At 72.3% G+C, this 18263-nt stretch carries 15 protein-coding genes; 4 read left to right on the top strand and 11 right to left on the bottom strand.

The window, feature by feature from the left end:
- Nucleotides 1–50 precede the first annotated feature (50 nt).
- Entirely contained in the window at nucleotides 51–1472 is a 1422-nt protein-coding gene (locus tag BUE43_RS19475; protein ID WP_083959847.1) for a neutral zinc metallopeptidase, read from the top strand.
- Nucleotides 1473–1476: 4 nt separating this feature from the next.
- Here BUE43_RS19475 and BUE43_RS19470 read toward each other — a convergent pair whose 3' ends face one another.
- Together BUE43_RS19470 and BUE43_RS19465 are read right to left on the bottom strand one after the other, a co-directional pair.
- Nucleotides 1477–2976: a DUF6114 domain-containing protein gene (locus BUE43_RS19470; RefSeq protein WP_073485280.1), complete on the bottom strand. Its 1500-nt coding sequence runs from the start codon at nucleotides 2974–2976 to the stop codon at nucleotides 1477–1479.
- A gap of 316 nt (nucleotides 2977–3292) precedes the next feature.
- Nucleotides 3293–3898, bottom strand: a complete 606-nt coding sequence (locus tag BUE43_RS19465; protein WP_073485278.1) for a DUF6230 family protein — start codon at nucleotides 3896–3898, stop codon at nucleotides 3293–3295.
- 213 nt (nucleotides 3899–4111) lie between these two features.
- On the opposite strand from BUE43_RS19465, the gene BUE43_RS19460 reads away from it, so the two are divergent.
- A complete protein-coding gene (locus BUE43_RS19460) occupies nucleotides 4112–5623 on the top strand; it encodes a neutral zinc metallopeptidase (protein ID WP_073485276.1) in 1512 nt (503 codons plus the stop codon).
- Nucleotides 5624–5831: 208 nt separating this feature from the next.
- Here the strand turns inward: BUE43_RS19460 and BUE43_RS19455 are convergent, their stop codons facing one another.
- The 3 genes from BUE43_RS19455 to BUE43_RS19445 all read right to left on the bottom strand — a co-directional run bounded on the left by BUE43_RS19455 (nucleotide 5832) and on the right by BUE43_RS19445 (nucleotide 9484).
- Nucleotides 5832–6815, bottom strand: coding sequence for a tetratricopeptide repeat protein (locus BUE43_RS19455; RefSeq protein ID WP_083959846.1), 984 nt, complete (start codon nucleotides 6813–6815; stop codon nucleotides 5832–5834).
- Between the two features lie 198 nt (nucleotides 6816–7013).
- On the bottom strand, nucleotides 7014–8780 hold the full coding sequence (locus tag BUE43_RS19450; protein WP_083959845.1) for a coenzyme B12-dependent isobutyryl-CoA mutase large subunit: 1767 nt from the start codon (nucleotides 8778–8780) through the stop codon (nucleotides 7014–7016).
- Between the two features lie 398 nt (nucleotides 8781–9178).
- Nucleotides 9179–9484 carry an MTH1187 family thiamine-binding protein gene (locus BUE43_RS19445; protein WP_073485274.1) on the bottom strand — a complete coding sequence of 102 codons (306 nt, stop codon included), beginning with the start codon at nucleotides 9482–9484 and terminating at the stop codon, nucleotides 9179–9181.
- A 116-nt stretch (nucleotides 9485–9600) separates the two neighbouring features.
- On the opposite strand from BUE43_RS19445, the gene BUE43_RS19440 reads away from it, so the two are divergent.
- Nucleotides 9601–10119 carry a MarR family winged helix-turn-helix transcriptional regulator gene (locus tag BUE43_RS19440; RefSeq protein WP_073485272.1) on the top strand — a complete coding sequence of 173 codons (519 nt, stop codon included), beginning with the start codon at nucleotides 9601–9603 and terminating at the stop codon, nucleotides 10117–10119.
- Between the two features lie 110 nt (nucleotides 10120–10229).
- Here BUE43_RS19440 and BUE43_RS19435 read toward each other — a convergent pair whose 3' ends face one another.
- The 4 genes from BUE43_RS19435 to BUE43_RS35800 form a co-directional block, all read right to left on the bottom strand.
- Nucleotides 10230–10598 (bottom strand): DUF3817 domain-containing protein, encoded by a 369-nt coding sequence (locus BUE43_RS19435; protein WP_083959844.1) that lies wholly within the window; start codon nucleotides 10596–10598, stop codon nucleotides 10230–10232.
- Between the two features lie 150 nt (nucleotides 10599–10748).
- Entirely contained in the window at nucleotides 10749–11825 is a 1077-nt protein-coding gene (locus BUE43_RS19430) for an ABC transporter permease (protein ID WP_073485268.1), read from the bottom strand.
- On the bottom strand, nucleotides 11822–12742 hold the full coding sequence (locus BUE43_RS19425) for an ABC transporter ATP-binding protein (RefSeq protein ID WP_073485266.1): 921 nt from the start codon (nucleotides 12740–12742) through the stop codon (nucleotides 11822–11824). The genes BUE43_RS19430 and BUE43_RS19425 overlap by 4 nt, the downstream gene beginning before the upstream one ends.
- Nucleotides 12743–12916: 174 nt before the next feature.
- On the bottom strand, nucleotides 12917–13303 hold the full coding sequence (locus BUE43_RS35800) for a DUF397 domain-containing protein (RefSeq protein ID WP_083959843.1): 387 nt from the start codon (nucleotides 13301–13303) through the stop codon (nucleotides 12917–12919).
- A gap of 248 nt (nucleotides 13304–13551) precedes the next feature.
- Between BUE43_RS35800 and BUE43_RS19415 the strand changes: the two genes are divergently transcribed.
- Nucleotides 13552–14106, top strand: a complete 555-nt coding sequence (locus tag BUE43_RS19415) for a GNAT family N-acetyltransferase (RefSeq protein WP_073485263.1) — start codon at nucleotides 13552–13554, stop codon at nucleotides 14104–14106.
- A gap of 34 nt (nucleotides 14107–14140) precedes the next feature.
- On the opposite strand, the gene BUE43_RS19410 is transcribed toward BUE43_RS19415, so the two are convergent.
- Together BUE43_RS19410 and BUE43_RS19405 are read right to left on the bottom strand one after the other, a co-directional pair.
- Entirely contained in the window at nucleotides 14141–14569 is a 429-nt protein-coding gene (locus BUE43_RS19410; protein ID WP_073486054.1) for a GNAT family N-acetyltransferase, read from the bottom strand.
- Between the two features lie 96 nt (nucleotides 14570–14665).
- Nucleotides 14666–18067: a GH92 family glycosyl hydrolase gene (locus tag BUE43_RS19405; protein ID WP_083959842.1), complete on the bottom strand. Its 3402-nt coding sequence runs from the start codon at nucleotides 18065–18067 to the stop codon at nucleotides 14666–14668.
- Between the last annotated feature and the right edge of the window lie 196 nt (nucleotides 18068–18263).

The raw sequence follows: 18263 nt of genomic DNA, 5'->3' as shown, positions 1-18263 counted from the left end.
GCCGGGCCGAACCGACAGGGACTTCAGCCCCTGCCCTGCACAATGACCGCGTGCGACAGGCGGGTGAACGGCGCTGGGGGCGACCAGGGGGCGGACGGCTCCCCCGACGGTGGGCCGTCGCCGCGCTGACACTCGTCGCCGCCCTGGTGAGCGGGTGCGCGGTGAGCGTCCCCGGCACGCCGAGCGCGGCCGAGAGCGTGACCAGGAGCGGGGTCGACCCGTCGTTCGTCAACGGCACCGACGGCGGGCTGGTCGACCGGCTCGCCGCCACGGCCGTCACCGACGTGCGGGACTACTGGCGGCGCACGTTCGAGCCGGTCTTCGGCAAGGGGTGGCAGGACCTGCGCGGCGGGTTCTACTCGGTGGACAGCTCCAGCAGGGCGGCCCGGCCGGCGCCCTGCACCGAGAAGGCCAGCGAGGTGGAGGGCAACGCCTTCTACTGTCCCAGCGCCGACGCGATCGCGTGGGACCGGTCGGCCCTGCTGCCGGTGCTGCGGGAGAAGTACGGGGACGCCGCGGTGGTGATCGTGCTGGCCCACGAGATCGGGCACGCCGTGCACCACCGGGCCGGGGTGGGCGTCACCGAGCAACGGCAGCAGCCCAGCCGGTTCCCGACGATCCTCACCGAGGCGATGGCCGACTGCTACGCCGGGGCGTTCGTCCGGTCGGTGACCGACGGCGGGGCCGCGCACCTGCGGATCAGCGGAGAGCAGCTGGACGCCGCGCTGGGCGCGCTGGTCAGCTTCCGCGACCCGGTCGGCACCGCCAAGACCGACCGCAGCGCGCACGGCAACGCCTTCGACCGGGTCTCCGCCTTCCAGGACGGCTACCAGCAGGGCCCGAAGCTGTGCTCCGCGATGACAGTGGACAACCGCAAGTTCACGCAGACCACGTTCACCAGCTTCGACGACCGGGCCAACGGCGGGAACATGGAGTTCCAGCGCATGATCGGCTCGGTGGCGGCGGACCTGGACAACTACTTCTCGGCGCTGGTGACGCAGCGCGGCGGGACGTGGAAGCGGCCGACCGTGCGCACCGACGAGCCTCGGCCCGGCTGCGAGGGCCGGGACCAGGGCCCGGTCGCGTTCTGCCCGGCCACCGGCCGGATCGAGCTGGACGGCGTGACCGAGGTGCCGAGGCTACACGAGCAGATCGGCGACTACGCGACCGGCACGCTGCTGGCCACCCGGTACGGGCTCGCCGCGCAGTCGGCGCTCGGCCGGCCGGTGCGGGGCGAGGCCGCGGCGAAGACGGCGTTGTGCCTGGCCGGCGCGTACACCGGCACGGTGTTCGGCCGGCGGGAGGGTTTCGGCCTGTCCCCCGGCGATCTCGACGAGGCGGTCCAGGTGCTGCTCGGGTACGACTACGGCGCGCGCGACGTCCATGGCGAGGCGATCCGGTCCGGGTTCGACCGGGTGGAGTCGTTCCGCAACGGCGCGCTGGGCGGGCCGGCCGCGTGCGGGTTCGGCTGAGCCGTCAGCCGAAGCCGATCGTCGCGCCGGGGATGGTCAGGGTGCCGCCGAGTTGCTGCGCGTTGGTCACGGTGACGTCCTTGAAGGTCAGCAGCGGCAGCGTGAGCGGGGGCGGGTTGTCCGGGCTGAAGTCCACCGGGATCGGGATGCCCAGCACGTCGAGCTTGCCGACCAGGCGTTCGGTGTGCAGGACGACGTTGAGACCGCGGATCGTCGTGACGCTGCCGGCCGCGGCCCGCACCGTCATCTTGCGACCCTCCCCCGCGTCGGCCGTCATCACCATGTCGGTGACGTCCACCCCGACCACGCGGAACGCGAGCGCGCGCTTGGTGCCGTTGAGGGTCGGAACGTCGGTGACGCCGTCGAAACTCGCGCCGTACAAGGTCAACTTGGTGCCCGCGAGCGTGAAGGGCCTGACCGCCGCGCGGCCGGGTCCTGCCCGCACCGTCGGGGGTGGGCTGACGTTGGTCGGCAGCGCCGCGCTGGCCGTCGGGCCGCTCGGGGCCGTGCTCGGGGCCGGGGCGGACGAGCCGCTCCCCTGCGGGGTGCCGGAGGTGCTGCCCGTGGTGCTGGCCCCCGTGCTGCCGGGCGCCGACGACCCTGAGGTCGGGGGGCCGGGCGTCGGCGCGGGCGAGGTGGGGGTGCCCGGGGAGGCCGGTGTCGTGGTGGCGGTGGCCGGCGGGCGCCCGCCCGCGACGGCGACCCCGTCGGGAGAGGCGGCGACCAGCGCGGCCACCCCCGCGACCGCGAGCAGAGCAACGACCAAAGTGGACGGAGGTCGTCGGGGGCTGGGGGACGGCCGGTCGTCCGGAGCTCGCCAAGGTCCGGGCTTACGGGGTGTGGGCTCACGAGGGTCGGACTCACGGGGCGCGGCGGACCGCTCGGCGGCCTCCACGACCGTCTGCGTGATGACCTGCTCCGCCGTGGGCGCCGGCAGCGGCGTGGTGGTCTCCGCGCGCGGCGCGTCGTGACCCGACGGGGCCGGGTTCCGCTGACGAGCGCGGCGGGGCCGTCGCACCCTGCTCTGGTCGGTCCACGACACGGCCAGCGCGGACCCGAGGACGCCGAGCACCGCGCCCACGATGAACCCGCCCAGGTTCGCCGTCACCAGGGAGACGAGCGCGAGCAGCATGGCCGCGACGCCGGCGGCCAGCCGGAACTGCGGGCGCACCCACAGCGACAGCCCGGACACGATCATCAGCGCGCCGATGACCAGCGAGGACACCCCGCCGATGGTGCCCATCGCCAGGGTCAGGTCGCCGATGCGCAGGGTGGCGTAGGGCGGGGCGAGGATGATCACGCCGGAGGCCAGCAGGAACACCCCGGCCCAGAACGGCCGGTCGCGCCGCCAGGTCCGGAAGCGGCGACGCGTCGAGGCGACGGTGGCCAGCGCCGACGGCCTCGGGCGGACCGCGGGAACGGGCGCCGCCCGCCGAGCCGGCAGCACCTCGGTCCGCGCGGGGTCGGCGCCCCGGCCCCGGGCCTCGACGGTGGTCGCGATCACCGCGGTGGGTGGCGCGAGGCTCGCCGGCGCCGGTGCTGGTGTTGGTGCCGATACGGGCGCGGGCGCGGGTGCGGGGCGGTGATCGCCGGACTTCGCCGGCGCCTCCTCCCGGCGCGGTCCGCCGGAACCCAGGCCGGACGCCGGAGGCGGCCCTCCGCCATCGAGGCCGTCACCACGCGAACGGGCAGTGGGTTCTCCGGCGCCCTCAGCCGAAGCCCCGAGCGGTTCCTCGGCGCTCATCGCCGTCTCCTCCCGCGTCGGCCGGACACGTCGTCCGGCCGGGGCGGCCGGACGACGCGCGGTGCGTCCACCAGGGTCAGAAGCACTCGTTCCGACCCGCGTACAGGGCCAGGTTCATCCCGTTGAACTGCAGCGTGGACGCGGTGGTGCTCCACGCCGTCTGCTTGAGGTTGTTCACCGTGACCGTGTCGGCCTGGATGCCGAACGAACCCGGCTGGCCCTTGCCCGGCCCCTTGTCGAGGGTTCCGGCGTCCCGCCCGACCTCGGCGTTGGTCAGGGTCAGGCTTCCGTTCAGGCTCTCGGCGTTGAGCAGCAGGTTGTCCGCCTTCATGCCGCCGGCGCCGCCCGCGGTGATCCTCATGGAGACGTCGCCGAGCACCGGGATGCCGGGGATCACCACGGACTGGCAGAAGTTGTCCAGGCTCGCCTTGCCGATCGCGTTGACGGCGACCGGGTGGACCTTGCCGTCCGCCGACTTGTCGACGCTGCCGTACTGGGCGTAGCCGTGCCCGACCATCTTGTCCGCGGACGCCTTGAAGCTGGTGCCCGAGACCGTGAAGGACGCGGCTAACGCGCCCTGCGATATGCCCATGACCAGGACGCCACTGGCGACCAGACCGCCACCGAGCACCGCGCCGAACCGCAGCCACCTGGTGCGGCCACCCTGCCGTGCAGTCACCATGGTCGACTCCTTCCAGCTCGTCCCGGCCGGGTCGCCCGTTGCCACGGCCCGGTTGTTACCGGGAAGTAGGTTTGAAGGGTCTTCGGTTTTGCCCTCCCGGCCAAGCCGCCAGTTGGAGCAAGTCGGACACCCGCGCCGACTCCGGCAAGTAAGTTCTTGCGGGCACGGCTCTCGTGCGGATCTTCACCCTCACGACCAGGATGGGACGTTCGGATGGCGGTGGTGTCGACCCGATCCCGACGCACGGGGCGGGCGGTGGTCGCGACGTTCGCCGTGGTGGCGGCGCTGGCGCTCAGCGGGTGCGCCGGGCAGAAGGTGGCAGGGAAACCACGCGCGCTGGGGGCGATCGACCCCGGCACGGTGGCCGGTCTGCCGGTGACCGACGGGCCCAGCGGGCCGAAGCGGGGCGTCGCGGACTCGACGCTGCCGGTGGAGAACGCCGACGGCGGCGAGATGGACAAGGTCGCCGTCAACGCGGTGAGCGACGTCCAGGAGTACTGGAAGGAGCGCTTCCGCTCCGACTTCAGGACCGAGTTCAAGCCGATCAGCAGGCTGCTGTCCTACGACTCCAACGGCAGGGGCGTGCAGATCTGCCGGAGCAGCACCGAGGGCCAGGTCAACGCCTTCTACTGCCCGCTCGACGACGCGGTCGCCTGGGACCGCGGCGAGCTGCTGCCGATGCTGAACAAGCGGTTCGGCCCGATGGCGGTGGTCACCGTGCTGGCGCACGAGGTCGGCCACGCGGTGCAGAGCCGACTGGCGACCGCCGGGGCGGCCGCGGGCATCCCGGACGACGCGAAGATCACCGCCTCCACTCCGACGATCGTGGCCGAACAGCAGGCCGACTGCTACGCGGGCGCGTTCTTCCGGCACGTCGCGGAGGGCAAGTCGAAGCACTTCGAGATCTCCACCGGCAAGGGCCTCAACCAGATCCTCGCCTCGCTGTTCTTCATCCGCGACCAGGTGGGCAGCTCGTTCGCCAAGCAGGGCGCGCACGGCAGCGCCTTCGACCGGATCACCGGCTTCCAGTACGGGTTCGCCGAGGGCCCCACGCGCTGCTCGCGGATCGGCGTGAAGGAGATCGAGAACCGGATCACGGAGCTGCCGTTCATCAAGCAGGACGACCAGAAGACCGGCGGCAACATCGAGATCAACGACAAGAACCTCGAGGCCATCAAGAAGAGCCTCGGCGACGCCTTCAAGGACACCGGCGCGGCCGCGCCGACCTTCCGCGACGCCTCGGGTTCGTGCTCGGACGCCAAGCCCACCAAGCCGGCCGGCTACTGCCCGAGCAGCAACACGGTCTCGCTGGACATGGCGGAGCTGGCCAGGATCGGCACCCCGCCGAAGAAGGGCGACCGGCAGAGCACCGGCATCGGTGACTTCGCCGCCTACGGCGAGGTGGCGTCGCGGTACGTGTTGTCGGTGCAGAAGGCGGTGGGCTCCGAGCTGAAGGGCGACGTCGCCGGTCTGCGCACCGCCTGCCTGGTCGGCTCCTGGGCCGGACAGCTCCTGGAGCACCCGGTGAACAAGCGGAACCCGTTGCCCGGAGCCAAGATCTCCCCCGGAGACCTGGACGAGGCCGTCGCCGAGCTGCTGTCGGAGCGGAGCCTGATCGCGGCCGACGTGGACGGCAGGTCCGTGCCCTCCGGCTTCGCCAGGGTCGAGGCGCTGCGCGTGGGCTTCATGGACGGCGTCAGCCCGTGCACGGAGAAGTTCAACTGACAGGCGGGGTTCGGTTCGCCTGACTGGGGAAGCTCGGCTGACGGGAAGGCTCGACCGATCCGTCAGCCGAGCGGCATCCCGCCCAGTCCATCACCACTTCCCCCCGCGAACGAACGAAGGGTCCTCTTCGGACAGTGATCTGTCCGAAGAGGACCCTTCGTCTACCGGTGGCCCGTTCCGCGCCCGGACACCGCCGGGCGCGGGCAGATCAGAACAGGGCGCTCGCCAGGTTGCGGCGGGCGGCGATCACCCGCTGGTCGTCGGCCGGGAACAGCTCGAACAGGTTGACCAGGTGCTGCCGCACCCGGTTCCGCTCGTCGCCGGACGTGCGCCTGACCGTGCCGACCAGGCGGAGGAACGCCTGCTCCACCCGCTGGGCCGCGATCTCGGCGTCCGCGGCGGCGAGCTGGGCGTCGACGTCGTCCGGGTTGGCGTCGGCCCGCTCCACGGCGGTCGGGTCGGCCGCCGCGGCCCTGGCCTCGAACCGGACCTGCGCGAGCGCGGCCCGCGCCTCCTCGTTGCCCGGCTCGGCGTCCAGGATCTTCTGGTAGGCGGCCTCGGCGGCGGCCAGGTCCCCGCGCTCCAGCGCCTCCTCGGCCGCCACGAACCTCGGGTCCTCCGGCTCCTCGGCCGGCTCGGCCTCGCCGGGGACGGCCTGCTCGGCGGCGCGGATGCCCGGCATCTGGTCGCGCAGGGCGTCCAGCAACGCCGTGATCCACTCGCGGACCTGGGGCTCGGGCAGCGCGCCCGCGAAGCCGTCGATCGGCTGGCCGCCGGCGATGGCCATCACGGTGGGCACCGAGCGCACCTGGAAGAGCTGGGCGATGCGCGGGTTCGCGTCGACGTCGATCTTCGCGAGCACCCAGGCACCCCTGCTCTGCTCCGCCAGCCGCTCCAGCACCGGGGAGAGCTGCTTGCACGGCCCGCACCAGGTGGCCCAGAGGTCGACGACCACCGGGACCTGCATGGAGCGCTCGACGACCTCCTGCTGGAAGGTCGCCTCGGTCACGTCGATCACCCAGGAGCCCGTGGCTGGCGCGCTGGCCCCGCCGCCCGGCGTCGGCTGGGCGGCCGGCTGCCTGGCGGCTTCGGCCCTCGCCTTCACCGCCGAGAGGTCGACCGCGCCGGAGAAGGCGGCGGACAGCGCTGCTGCGGACTGCTGACGTGGATCCGGCCTCGTCACGTCCTCCATCTTGGCACGACCGCGCGAACACCGGCCGCCAGTCCCCACTCCTGTTCGCGCCACCTGCGTCACAGCTGGTCCGAGGAGCGGGTGCGGAGGTCGCCGCACGCCCCGGGAATGGTCCGGAGAAAGACCGTGGGGCGACCGGCAGGCTGGGCCTGCCGGTCGCCCCACGGCGCGTGACGGGTCAGATCGGGCCGATCGGAGTCAGAAGCGGGCCGGCTCGGTGTAGACGCCCCACTCGGCGCGGAGGGCGTCGCAGATCTCGCCCAGCGTCGCCTCGGCGCGGACGGCCGCGAGCATCGGCTCGATGAGGTTGCCCTCGCCCCTGGCCACCTCGACCATGTCGGACAGCCGGCGGTCGACCTCCGCCTGGTCGCGGGTGGCCCGGCGCCGCTCCAGCAGGCGCCGCTGCTCGATTTCGACCTCGTGGCTGACCCGCAGGATCTCCAGGTCCTCCGACAGCGAGTCGACGTGGCAGTTGACGCCGACCATCTTCTTGTCGCCCTTCTCCAGCGCCTGCTGGTAGGCGAACGCGGCGTCGGCAATCTCGCCGGTGAACCAGCCGTCCTCGATGCCGCGCAGGATGCCCGAGGTCATCTCGCCGATCGGGTGCTCGCCGCCGGGCACCGCGATCCTGGCCATGTCCCGGATCCGGTCGAAGATCCGCTCGGCCTCGGCCTCGATCCGGTCGGTCAGCGCCTCGACGTACCAGGAGCCGCCGAGCGGGTCGGCCACGTTGGCCACCCCGGTCTCCTCCATGATCACCTGCTGGGTGCGCAGGGCGATCTGGGCGGCCTTCTCGCTGGGCAGCGCCAGCACCTCGTCCAGGGCGTTGGTGTGCAACGAGTTCGTGCCGCCGAGCACGGCCGCCAACGCCTCCACCGCGGTGCGGACGATGTTGTTGTCCGGCTGCTGCGCCGTGAGCGACACGCCCGCGGTCTGGGTGTGGAAGCGCAGCCACTGCGCCTTGGCGGTCTTCGCGCCGTAGACGTCGCGCATCCAGCGGGCCCAGATGCGCCGGGCCGCACGGAACTTGGCGATCTCCTCGAAGAAGTCGACGTGCGCGTCGAAGAAGAAGCTCAGGCCGGGGGCGAACCGGTCGACGTCCAGGCCGCGCGACAGGCCCAGCTCGACGTAGCCGAAGCCGTCGGCGAGGGTGAAGGCCAGCTCCTGCGCGGCCGTCGCGCCGGCCTCTCGGATGTGGTAGCCGGACACGCTCAGCGGCTTGTAGGCCGGGATGTGGTGCGCGCAGTGCTCCATCAGGTCGCCGATGAGCCGCAGGTGCGGCTCCGGCGCGAAGAGCCACTCCTTCTGCGCGATGTACTCCTTGAAGATGTCGGTCTGCAGCGTGCCGTTGAGCCGGCCGACGTCGGCGCCCTGGCGCTCGGCGGCGACCAGGTACATGCAGAACACCGGCACCGCCGGGCCGGAGATGGTCATCGAGGTGGTGACCTGCTCCAGCGGGATGTCGCGGAACAGCACGTCCATGTCGGCGGCGGAGTCGATGGCCACGCCGCAGTGGCCCACCTCGCCGATCGAACGGCTGTCGTCGGAGTCGCGCCCCATCAGGGTCGGCATGTCGAAGGCGACCGACAGGCCGCCGCCGCCCCTGGCCAGGATCATCTTGTAGCGCTCGTTCGTCTGCTCGGCGTTGCCGAAGCCGGCGAACTGGCGGATCGTCCACGTCTTGCCGCGGTAGCCGGTCGCGTGCAGGCCGCGGGTGAACGGGTACTCGCCCGGCCAGCCGATCCGCTCGAAGTCGTCGACGACCTCGCCGGGACGGGGGCCGTAGACCGGGTCCACCTCGACCCCGGACAGGGTCGTGAAGTCCGCGTCCCTGACCTGCCCCTTGCTCTGCGCCTCGGCGTACCGCCGGCGCCAGCGCTCCCGACCGGCCTCGATCTCCTCGGGCCCGGTGGGCCCGCCGTGCGGGCCGACCTCCCGCTGCTCGTCGGAACCAGGCACGGGCATCGCTACCCCCTCGGCTGGGTCTCCATCGGTGCACCGATGGTAGGACTTCCTAGTATCTGCCGGCCAGTGTGGCCCCAGTCACCGGCGAGTCCCCTGACGCCCCGCCCCGCCCCCGGCACCGCCAACGCCGGAAACTGTCAGCCCCCTGTGCCAACGTGAAAATGGGGGATCCCCCGAGATAACGGTGTTTTGGACGAAAATGCGGGCAGTGGTGGCCCTGACGGCGGGCAGCGTGGCGAAATTCGCGCCCTTGTGTTGAAGCGTGCGGCATCGTGCGGCCGGTCAGGCGCGACGTCCACCCCAAAGAGTGCCGCCGCCGAAGGACGGCACGGCCGCCGCCGGCCACGGGCGGGCCGGCGGCGGCCGTCGACGAGCACGCCGACTGGCGGTCGACCTCGTCAGTCGTCGGCGAGGTGCCGCTCGACCCGCTCGACCTTCGCGCGGAGCTGGCCGGTGTGACCGGGCCGGATGTCGGCCTTGAGCACCAGGCTCACCCTCGGCGCGTGGGCCTGAACGGCCTCGACGGCCCGCTTCACCACGTCCATCACCTCGTCCCAGCTCTCACCCTCGACCGTGGTGAACATGGCTGTCGTCTCGTTCGGCAGGCCGGACTCCCGGACCACCCGCACCGCGTCCGCCACCGCCTCGCTGACGCCGTCGGACTCGCCGCCGCCCAGCGGGCTCACGCTGAAAGCCACCAGCACGCCGTTTCCTCCCGTCGTTGGTTCCACCCCGACCCCGGAATCGTCGCCGAACGACGCGGACGCCAAACACCGAGGTGATCCAACCGACGAGGAACCCGCTGGTAGCGTCGGACGTCATGACGGCCCACCGCCCCCTGCCGTTCGACCCGATCGCGCGAGCGACCGAGCTCTGGTCCGAGCGCATCGGCGGTCCCGCCGGCACCATGGCCGCCGTCACCAGCGTCATGCGCGTCCAGCAGATCGTCCTGTCCTCGGTGGACCAGGCGCTGCGCCCGCTCGGCCTGACGTTCGCCCGCTACGAGGCGCTGGTCCTGCTGGTCTTCTCCCAGCGCGGCAGCCTGCCGATGCGGGTGATGGGCGAACGGCTGCAACTGCACCCGACGAGCGTCACCAACATCGTCGACCGGTTGGAGGCCGACGGCCTGGTGCGGCGGCTGCCGCACCCCACCGACCGCCGCACCACGCTGGTGGAGATCGCCGACTCGGGCCGGGACCTGATGAAGCGGGCGACCGAGGCGGTGACCGAGGTCAACTTCGGCCTCCCCGGGCTGACCGAGCGGCAGACCCAGCAGCTCAACGACCTGCTGGCCAAGGTGCGCCGCGCCGCCGGTGACTTCGTCGACGAGACGACGTGACCCGAAAGACGACCCGCCCCCAACGGACGCGTTGATCCGACAGACGCGTTGATCCGACAGACGCGTCGGGGCCGGCCCGGACTGACCGGACCGGCCCCGACTCGTCGGCGTCAGCTCCGCGCGGGCGTGGCCTCCGCGTCGTCGATGTCGGCGACGTCGTCGTCGTTCGACCGGGCCGGAGCGGCGAGCCGGCCGGTGCGGCTGGCCCACCGCTCGAACACCACGGTGCCGAACGGCGGCACGCTGGCGATCAGCGCCCACACGGTCGTCTTGCCGTTCCAGCGCAGCGGCTCCCGCACGAGGAGCACGACGATCACGTAGACGACGAACAGCAGGCCGTGGACCGGACCGAAGATCTTCACCCCGATCGGGTTGCTGGCCACGACGTACTTGAAGAGCATCCCGATGAGCAGCGCCGCCCAGGACACGGCTTCGGCGAAGGCGATGGCGCGGAAACGCGCCGCGGGCGAGGAGAGCACGGCATTCCCTCCGGTCGACACGAACGTGGTCGGCCCAGCCTCGGTTCGACGCCAGCCGTGGCGGGCCGGCGTGACGACGCGCTCCGGCGGACCGGGGTCGGTTGTTGCGTAGGAAGCCTACCTATACCCGGTCCGCCGGCCGCCGCGGCCTCAGGCGTCGTCCCACCGGAACAGCCGGGACGCGACCGCGCCCAGCACGACGGCGAAGCCGACCAGCACGGCCGCCGGCACCGCGAGCGCCTCGATCCCCTTGCCCCGCACCATCACGTCGAGCATGCCGTCGGTGAGGTGCCGCAGGGGCAGCGCCTGGGACACCGCCTGCAGCCAGCCGGGGGCGTTCTGGATCGGGAAGAACGTGCCGGACAGGAAGGCCATCGGCAGCACGACGAGGTTGGCCGCCGCGGTCGCCGTCTCCTCGGTCTTCGCGAACGAGCCGGCGAACATGCCGATGGCGAAGAAGGCCAGCGTGCCCAACATGACCAGCGGGAGGGCCAGCCACCACTGCCCGGACAACGACAGCCCGAACACGGGGGTCGACGCGACGCCGATGAACAGCGCGGTCTGCCCGACCGCGATCCCCATGCTCACCAGCAGCCGCGAGGACAGCACGGTGGACACCGGGACGGGCGCGAGCCGGATGCGGCGCAGCACCTGCTTCCTGCGCCACGACACGAGCGTCACCGCCGAGCCGAAGATCGCCGAGGTGGACACCGCCCAGGACAGCAGGCCCGGGGTGAGGAACTGGATGGCCTTCAGCGAGGAGTCCTCGACCTGCTGGCTGTCCAACCGCACCTTCGGGGGCTGGCCGGACGCGGCGATGTTGACCTTGTCCACGACGCCGCCGACGATGCCCCGCACCAGACCGGCCTGGGTCTGGTCGCTGGCGGCGTACCGCAGCTCGACGGTGTCGCCGTGGGCCAGCACGGCGGCGGGGAGGTCGCCGTCGCGCACCTTGCGCACGGCGTCGTCGGTCGCGCCGAGCCGCTCCAGCTCCACCGCGCCGCTCTGCTCCAGCGCCACCACGACCGGGCCGTCGCCGACCACGCCGATCTTCGGCTTGGTCCCGCCCTCCTTGCCGAAGATCAGCCCGAAGACGACGAGGAACATCAGCGGGAACAGGAACACGAAGAACAGGCCGGCCCGGTCCCGCACGAAGCCCTTGAGCATCGCGGTGGACAGGCTGCGGAAGGACGACGCCGTCCCCCCACGACGAGCGGAGGAGGTCATGCGCGGTACTCCCGTCCGGTGAGGTGGAGGAAGACGTCCTCCAGGGTCGCCGTGCGCACCTGGAGCCCGTCCAGCGCGCCCCGCTCGGCCAGGGCGGCGAGCACCGGCGCGGGCGTGCGGGTGGACAGGGTCAGCGAGACGCCGTCCGCGTTGACGCCCTCGACGCCCGGGATCGTCTCGGCCTGCTCGACGGACAGCACGCCCTCGGCGAGCATCACGTGGGTGGGCGCGTCCAGCCCGCGCACGAGCTTGGCCGGCGAGTCCATGGCCAGGATGCGACCGTGGTCCATGATCGCGACCCGGTCGCAGAGGATCTCGGCCTCGTCCAGGTAGTGAGTCGTGTACACGATCGTCTTGCCCCGCTGCTGGATAACCCGCAGCACGTCCCACAGGTTGCGCCGGGACTGGGGGTCGAGCGCCGCGGTCGGCTCGTCGAGGAACACGATGTCCGGGTCGTGGGCGAGCGCGCAGGCGATCGACAGCCGCTGGCGCTGACCGCCGGAGAGCTTGTCCTCCCTGGTGTTGGCCTTGTCGGCCAGACCGACCAGGTCGAGCATGTCGGCGGCGTCGCCCCGGGACACCCCGTAGAGGGCGGCGAAGGTCTCCAACTGCTCCCGCGCGGTCAGCTTGTCGAAGAACGACGACGCCTGGAGCTGCACCCCGATCCGCGGCAAAAGCCTGGGATTGCGGGGCCATGGCTTCTCCCCGAGCAGCAGCACGCTGCCGGAGTCGGGCTCCCGCAGGCCCTCGACGATCTCCAGCGTGGTGGTCTTGCCGGCCCCGTTGGGACCGAGGATGCCGAAGAACTCCCCCTCGGCGACGGTGAACGAGACACCGTCCACCGCCTGGAGCTCCCCGTAACGCTTGCGCAGATCGGCCACCACGATGGTGCCGTCCGCTCCCCCAATCGGCGACATGCGACGCACCGTAGCCGACTGGAGACCGGCATCTGCCCCGCCCAGGGGAAGTTCAGGGAAAACCCTGAGGCCGATTGCCCGATATGTTCGCTACACGCCGTTACCGGCCGCCCGCGCCGCACCGACACCGTCAGCGGCGTCCCCGGCAGGGCCGCGCGCCCCGGGGCGGCGGCCTCAGCGGCCGGTGACGTCCGCGGCGTCTCCAGCGCCCTCAGCCTCCGCAGTGCCGGCAGCGTCTACAGCGCCAGCCGTGTCCGCGGTGCCTGCGGTGCCTTCGGTGCTTGCAGTGCCTGCAGTGCCTGCAGTGCCTTCTTCGGAGTCCCAGTTCCACGGCTCGTCGAACTCGCCGTCCTTGGCGCCCTCGACGAAGGCGTCCCACTCGGCGTGGGTGAACACCAGCACCGGGCCGTCGGGGTCCTTGCCGTCGCGCATGACGACCACGTCGTCGACGAAGGCGATCTCGACTCCCGGTGTGCCGTCGTCGGTGGTCTCGATCCACTCGGCGGCGGTCAGGTCGGGCACCGGCTTGATCTGCGACGGGTCCGTCGGCTGGTCGGTCACGAGCCGACCATATACCAGGAGTGACCAACCGAACACGCCCCTCGGCGGCGCCCCCGGGTCCGGTGACGCCCCCGTCACCCGACCGTGTGGTCACCCGCCGGGCGCGGCCGCGGGCCGCCGCCCGGCGAAGCAGGTCAGGGCGCGGACCGGGTGCTCCGGCGGTGGTCACCCGCCGTCTCCCTCCTCCGGGGCGACCTGGGGTCCACGTAGGATCGGACGCGCCGAACCCTTGGAAGGGGCTGTTACCCATGGCAACCGGCGATGCGCAGCCGGTCCCGATGCGCCTGGACCACCTGGCCGGTGTGCTGGAGCTGGGTCACCGCGTGTTCGACGTCTCGGCCATGCCCTACACCTCGTGGTCGCTGTCCAGTGTGGCCGTTCACCTCGACGCGCAGCCCGACGCGTGCTGGGTCGTGGAGGACGGGGGCCGGGTGGTCGCCTTCGTCCTCGGCTCGCTGTCCTACGACGAGCGCGAGGACTGGGGCTACGTCGAGTGGATCGGGGTGGACCCGGCGCACCAGGGCCGCGGACTGGCGCGGACGTTGCTCCAGGCCTGTTGCGCCGCGCTGTTCGCCGCCGGCGCGACCCGCATCGTCACCGACGTCGAGCAGGGCAACGAGGCCTCCGCCCGGCTCATGCAGAACAACGGGTTCACCGACAGCGTCACGGTGACCCTCTTCGTCCGCCACGCGCCCGACACGCGCGCGCCCAGGGCGCACCGCGGCAGCGGGCCGGCGCGGGACCCCGCCAAGGCCCGGCTCCAGGCCGCGGCCCGCAAGACGACGGGCTCCCGCACGGGCTGAGAGCTCAGCCCGCCTCGCCGCTCCCGCCGGTCGGTCACCCCCGCCGCAGGGGGCGTTCCAGGTACGTGTCGTCGGGCTTGGCGAAGCCGAACCGCTCGTACAGGCTGTGCGCGTCGTTGGTGTGCAACGCCCAGCGGAAGCGCGCCCCCTCGCCCTCCTCGATCATCGCGTGCACGAGCGCGACGCCGAGGCCGCGACCCCGGTGCTCGGGCAGCACGTAGACGTCGGCGAGGTAGGCGAGGGAGACGCCGTCGGAGATCGCGCGGGCGAAACCCACCTGGCGTCCGCTGGCCCGCTCGTACGCGCCGACCACCCGCCACGCGGAGTCGATCTGCCGCTCCAGGTCGGCCCGGCTCCGCCAGCGTCCCCAGTAGACGTGCTCGGAGAGGAAGGCCCACACCGCGTCGCGGTCCAGCCGCGCCGGATCGTCGTCCAGCTCGTAGTCCCGGTCGAGGGAGCTCATCATCCCCGAATGATCAACGCCCCGTGCCGCCCCGGCAAGCGGTCCCGCCGGGGCGGCACGGGGTGGGGAGAGCCGAAGTCCCTGGCCAGGGCGGGACTACCCGGTCGCGACCGAGAACACGTGCAGGCTCCCGCCGCGGACAGACTTCGGCAGGGTCACGCTCCGGACCTGCTTCCCCTGCCGCAACGGGATCGGCGCGGTGGCGAAGAGGTGCACGTCCAGCTTCTGCGACGCGCCGCCGGTGGTGTTGCGGTACGGCATCTTGGCCACGACCCGGTTGTCGAACTCCACCGGATCGCCCTTGCCGCCCAACGCCCAGTCGGAGAACCCGATGTCCACGTTCTGCGTGGTGCCGTCGGTGTAGGTGACGGTGGCCGTCCCGCTGGCCTTGCCGTCGGTCGCCGAGCCGAGCAGGGACAGCTTCGACGCGCCCGGCGCCGACTGGATCTGCACGGTCTCGCCGTTGGCGGCCACGTTGTCCGGCTCGCCGACCGCCGACGACGGCCACCGGTGGGTCACACCGTCCACTGTGACCGTCTCATTAGGACGGACGCCGGCGGCGCTCAGGGCGTTTCGTGAGTAGCTGTAACCGAATCCGTCGTAGTTCGCTGCGGCCTGCCGATCGTCCGGACTCGCCCCGACGTTGTTGTACGCGGAGCGCAGGCTTCCCGGCTCGGCCACCATGATCTGGAGCGAGGTCGCCGGCAGCGCGCTCCCGTCCGCCGCCGTGAAGGACACCGGAACCCGGTGCACCCCCTCGGCCGTGGACGGCGCCACCGTCACCCCGATCTCCTGGCGCGCCCGGCCGCCGGCGGGAAGCGCGATCTCCCCGGACGCCGGGGTCACCGCCAGGCCCTGCGGCGGACTGGCCGTCCAGCGCACCTTCCCGCCGGCCCCGGAGAAGTCCTGCGCGCCCACCGCCACCTTCCCGGAACCACCCGCCGGGACCACGACCCGACCCGGCTCGACGTAGCCCCGCTGGCCGACCTCGCCGTCCCGGAAGGACGGCGGCGCGTCCGCCGGGTCGCTGCCCCACCTCGGGTCCGCCGCGCCGGACAGCACGAAGTCGAGCTCGCCGCCCTGCTCCACGAACGACTCCGGCAACCACGTCCGGCTCGTCGCGTCGCCGTTGACCCGCAACCCGCTGACGTACGGCCGGTCCGCGGCGGCGCCGCGCGCCCGCACCACGATCTGCTGGCCACCGGGCCGCCTGATCTCGACCCGCTCGAACAACGGGCTGTTCAGGACCAGTTCCGCGCGGCCGGGAATCGCCGGGTACATCCCCATGGCCGCCCACACGTACCAGGAGGACATCTGGCCGAGGTCGTCGTTGCCCATCAGGCCGTTCGGCCCGGGGCCGAACAACTCGTTGACGGCGCGCCGCGTCACGGACTGGGCCTTGTAGGGCTGACCGGCGAAGGCGTACAGCCACGGCGTGTGCATGATCGGCTCGTTGCCGAGGAACGCGTAGGGTTCCCTCGGACCCGCGTTCAGCTTGGTGAAGAACGTGTCAAGCCGGCGGACGACCTCCGCGTCCCCGCCCATCGCCGTGATCAGGCCGCGCGCGTTGTGCGGGACCATCCAGGTGTACTGGGCGGCGTTGCCCTCGACCCAGTGGCTCGGGCTGCCGGGGTCGAACGGCTCGACGAACGAGCCGTCCCGGTTGCGCGCCTGGAGGTACCCGGAGCCCGGGTTGAAGAGGTTCTGCCAGAACTGGCTCCTGCGGGTGAACGTCCGCCAGGTCTCGGTGTCGCCGAGCCGACGCGCCAGGTCGGCGATCGCGAAGTCCGCGCTGGTGTACTCCAGCGTCGTCGCGGGCGGGCCCCAGACCCCCTCCACGCCGAACGGGACGTAGCCCAGTTTCAGGTAGTCCTCCAGTCCGGGCCGCTCCTTGTAGCCCTGGGTGGGCACGGTGGCGCCGCGCACCATGCTGCGCAGCGCCGCCCCGGCGTCGAAGTCGCGCGCCCCGAACGCGTACGCGCTGGCGACCATCACGTGGTAGGGATCGCCCACCATGACGCCGGTGAAGTCGTTGGCCACGGTCCAGCGGTCCCACGCCCCGCCCTGCTCGGCGAAGGACACCAGCGAGCGGACCATGTCCGAGGCCTCGTCGGGCGCCAGCAACGACAGGAGCTGCATCTCCGAGCGGTAGACGTCCCACCCGGAGAAGTTGCTGTAGGCCGCGTGCCCCCGGTCGGTCCGGTGGATTCGGCCGTCGAAGCCGATGTACTGACCGTCCACGTCGGAGAAGACGTTGGGCTGCAACAGGGAGTGGTACAGCGCGGTGTAGAAGGTCGTGCGCTGGGCGTCGGTGCCGCCCCGGACGCGGATCTGGTTCAGCCGCTCGTTCCACGCCTGGCGGGCGGCCTCGTGGACGTCCTCGAAGCCCCGGTTCCGGTTCTCCTCGCGGAGGTTGCGCTGGGCGCCCTCCAGCGAGACGAACGAGATCGCCACCTTGGCCGTGACGGTCCGCTCCTCGGCGGTGTCGAAGGTGACGAAGGCGCCGGTCCCCGGCCCGGATACGGTCGTGTCCTGGCGCCCGGAGGTCCCGCCCGGCCGGTCCGCGGCCGCCCCGGCCTCCTCGGCCGCCCGGTTCTTCGGCGGCTGGGTCCGCTCGAGGTCGATCTTGGGTTCGGCCCCGCCCCGCTCGGTGGTGCGCCCGGGGGTGACCGCGCCGTTCTTCCAGGTGCCGACGGAGGTGAAGGGCTGGTCGAAGGTCGCGTGGAAGTACAGCCGGTAGCGGTTGGCGGCGCCGCAGAAGCGGCCGCTGGTGACCCAGCCGCTCACCGTGTCCCTGCCGACGGTGACCTCGGCGTCGTCCGCCCCGGAGACCGAGCCGGACACGTTGACGAGCAGGGTGGCCGGCTTCCCCTGCGGGTAGCTGAACCGGCCGACGCCGGTGCGCTGGGTCGAGGTCAGCTCGACCTGCGCGCCGTTGTCCAGCGCCACCGAGTAGTAGCCGGCGGTGGCCCGCTCGTTGGAGTGCGCGAAGGTCGAGACGTACCGGGCGGGATCGGTGGCGGGCGACGTGCTCACCTCGCCGACGTACGGCATGAACGGCACGTCCTGGTAGGTGGAGCAGCCGGGGCCGGACAGGTGGGTGAGGCTGAAGCCCCTGATCCGGTTGTCCGGGTAGTAGTAGCCGCCGTGCTGGTGGGTCGCGGTGTCCGGGCTCCACTGGAGGAGTCCGAAGGGGACGGTGGGCCCGGGGAACGTGTTGCCGGCGCCGCCGCCGGTTCCGTGGTCGGGTCCGCCGGGCTCGGTGCCGACGAACGGGTTGACCCAGCGGGCGAGGTCCTCCGGCGGGATGGCCACCTCGCTCGGCGGGTCGCCGCCGGCACCCTGCTGGGCCAGCGCGGGGAGGGCCGGGGCCAGAGCCGCGACCACGACGGCGGCCAGGGCCACGCCGAGGGCGTCCCGGAACCGGTGGCGGGTGGCGTGGGTGCGGGTGCGGCGGGGGTGGGATCTCGGGGCGGGGTGCGGGCTCGGTCCGCTCATGCGCTGCCTCCCAGCGCGACGCCGGTGCGGCGGTGGGTGCGTGCCGGCGCCGCGCCGGGGCCGCTTCCTGACAACCTTGTCGGGTGTTCACCGGTCGTGCACGTCACAGTGCGAAGAGTGGCGAAGGCCCGTCAAGCCTCGATCGGGCGAGATGCCCGGTTTTCGCCGGCAGATCCCCCGTAAGCAGGAACAATCA

It is taken from the genome of Streptoalloteichus hindustanus, from assembly GCF_900129375.1.
Lineage (GTDB): Bacteria > Actinomycetota > Actinomycetes > Mycobacteriales > Pseudonocardiaceae > Streptoalloteichus > Streptoalloteichus hindustanus.
The sequence above is the reverse complement of the archived record's forward strand: the minus strand, read 5'-3'. Positions and strand labels throughout refer to the sequence as shown.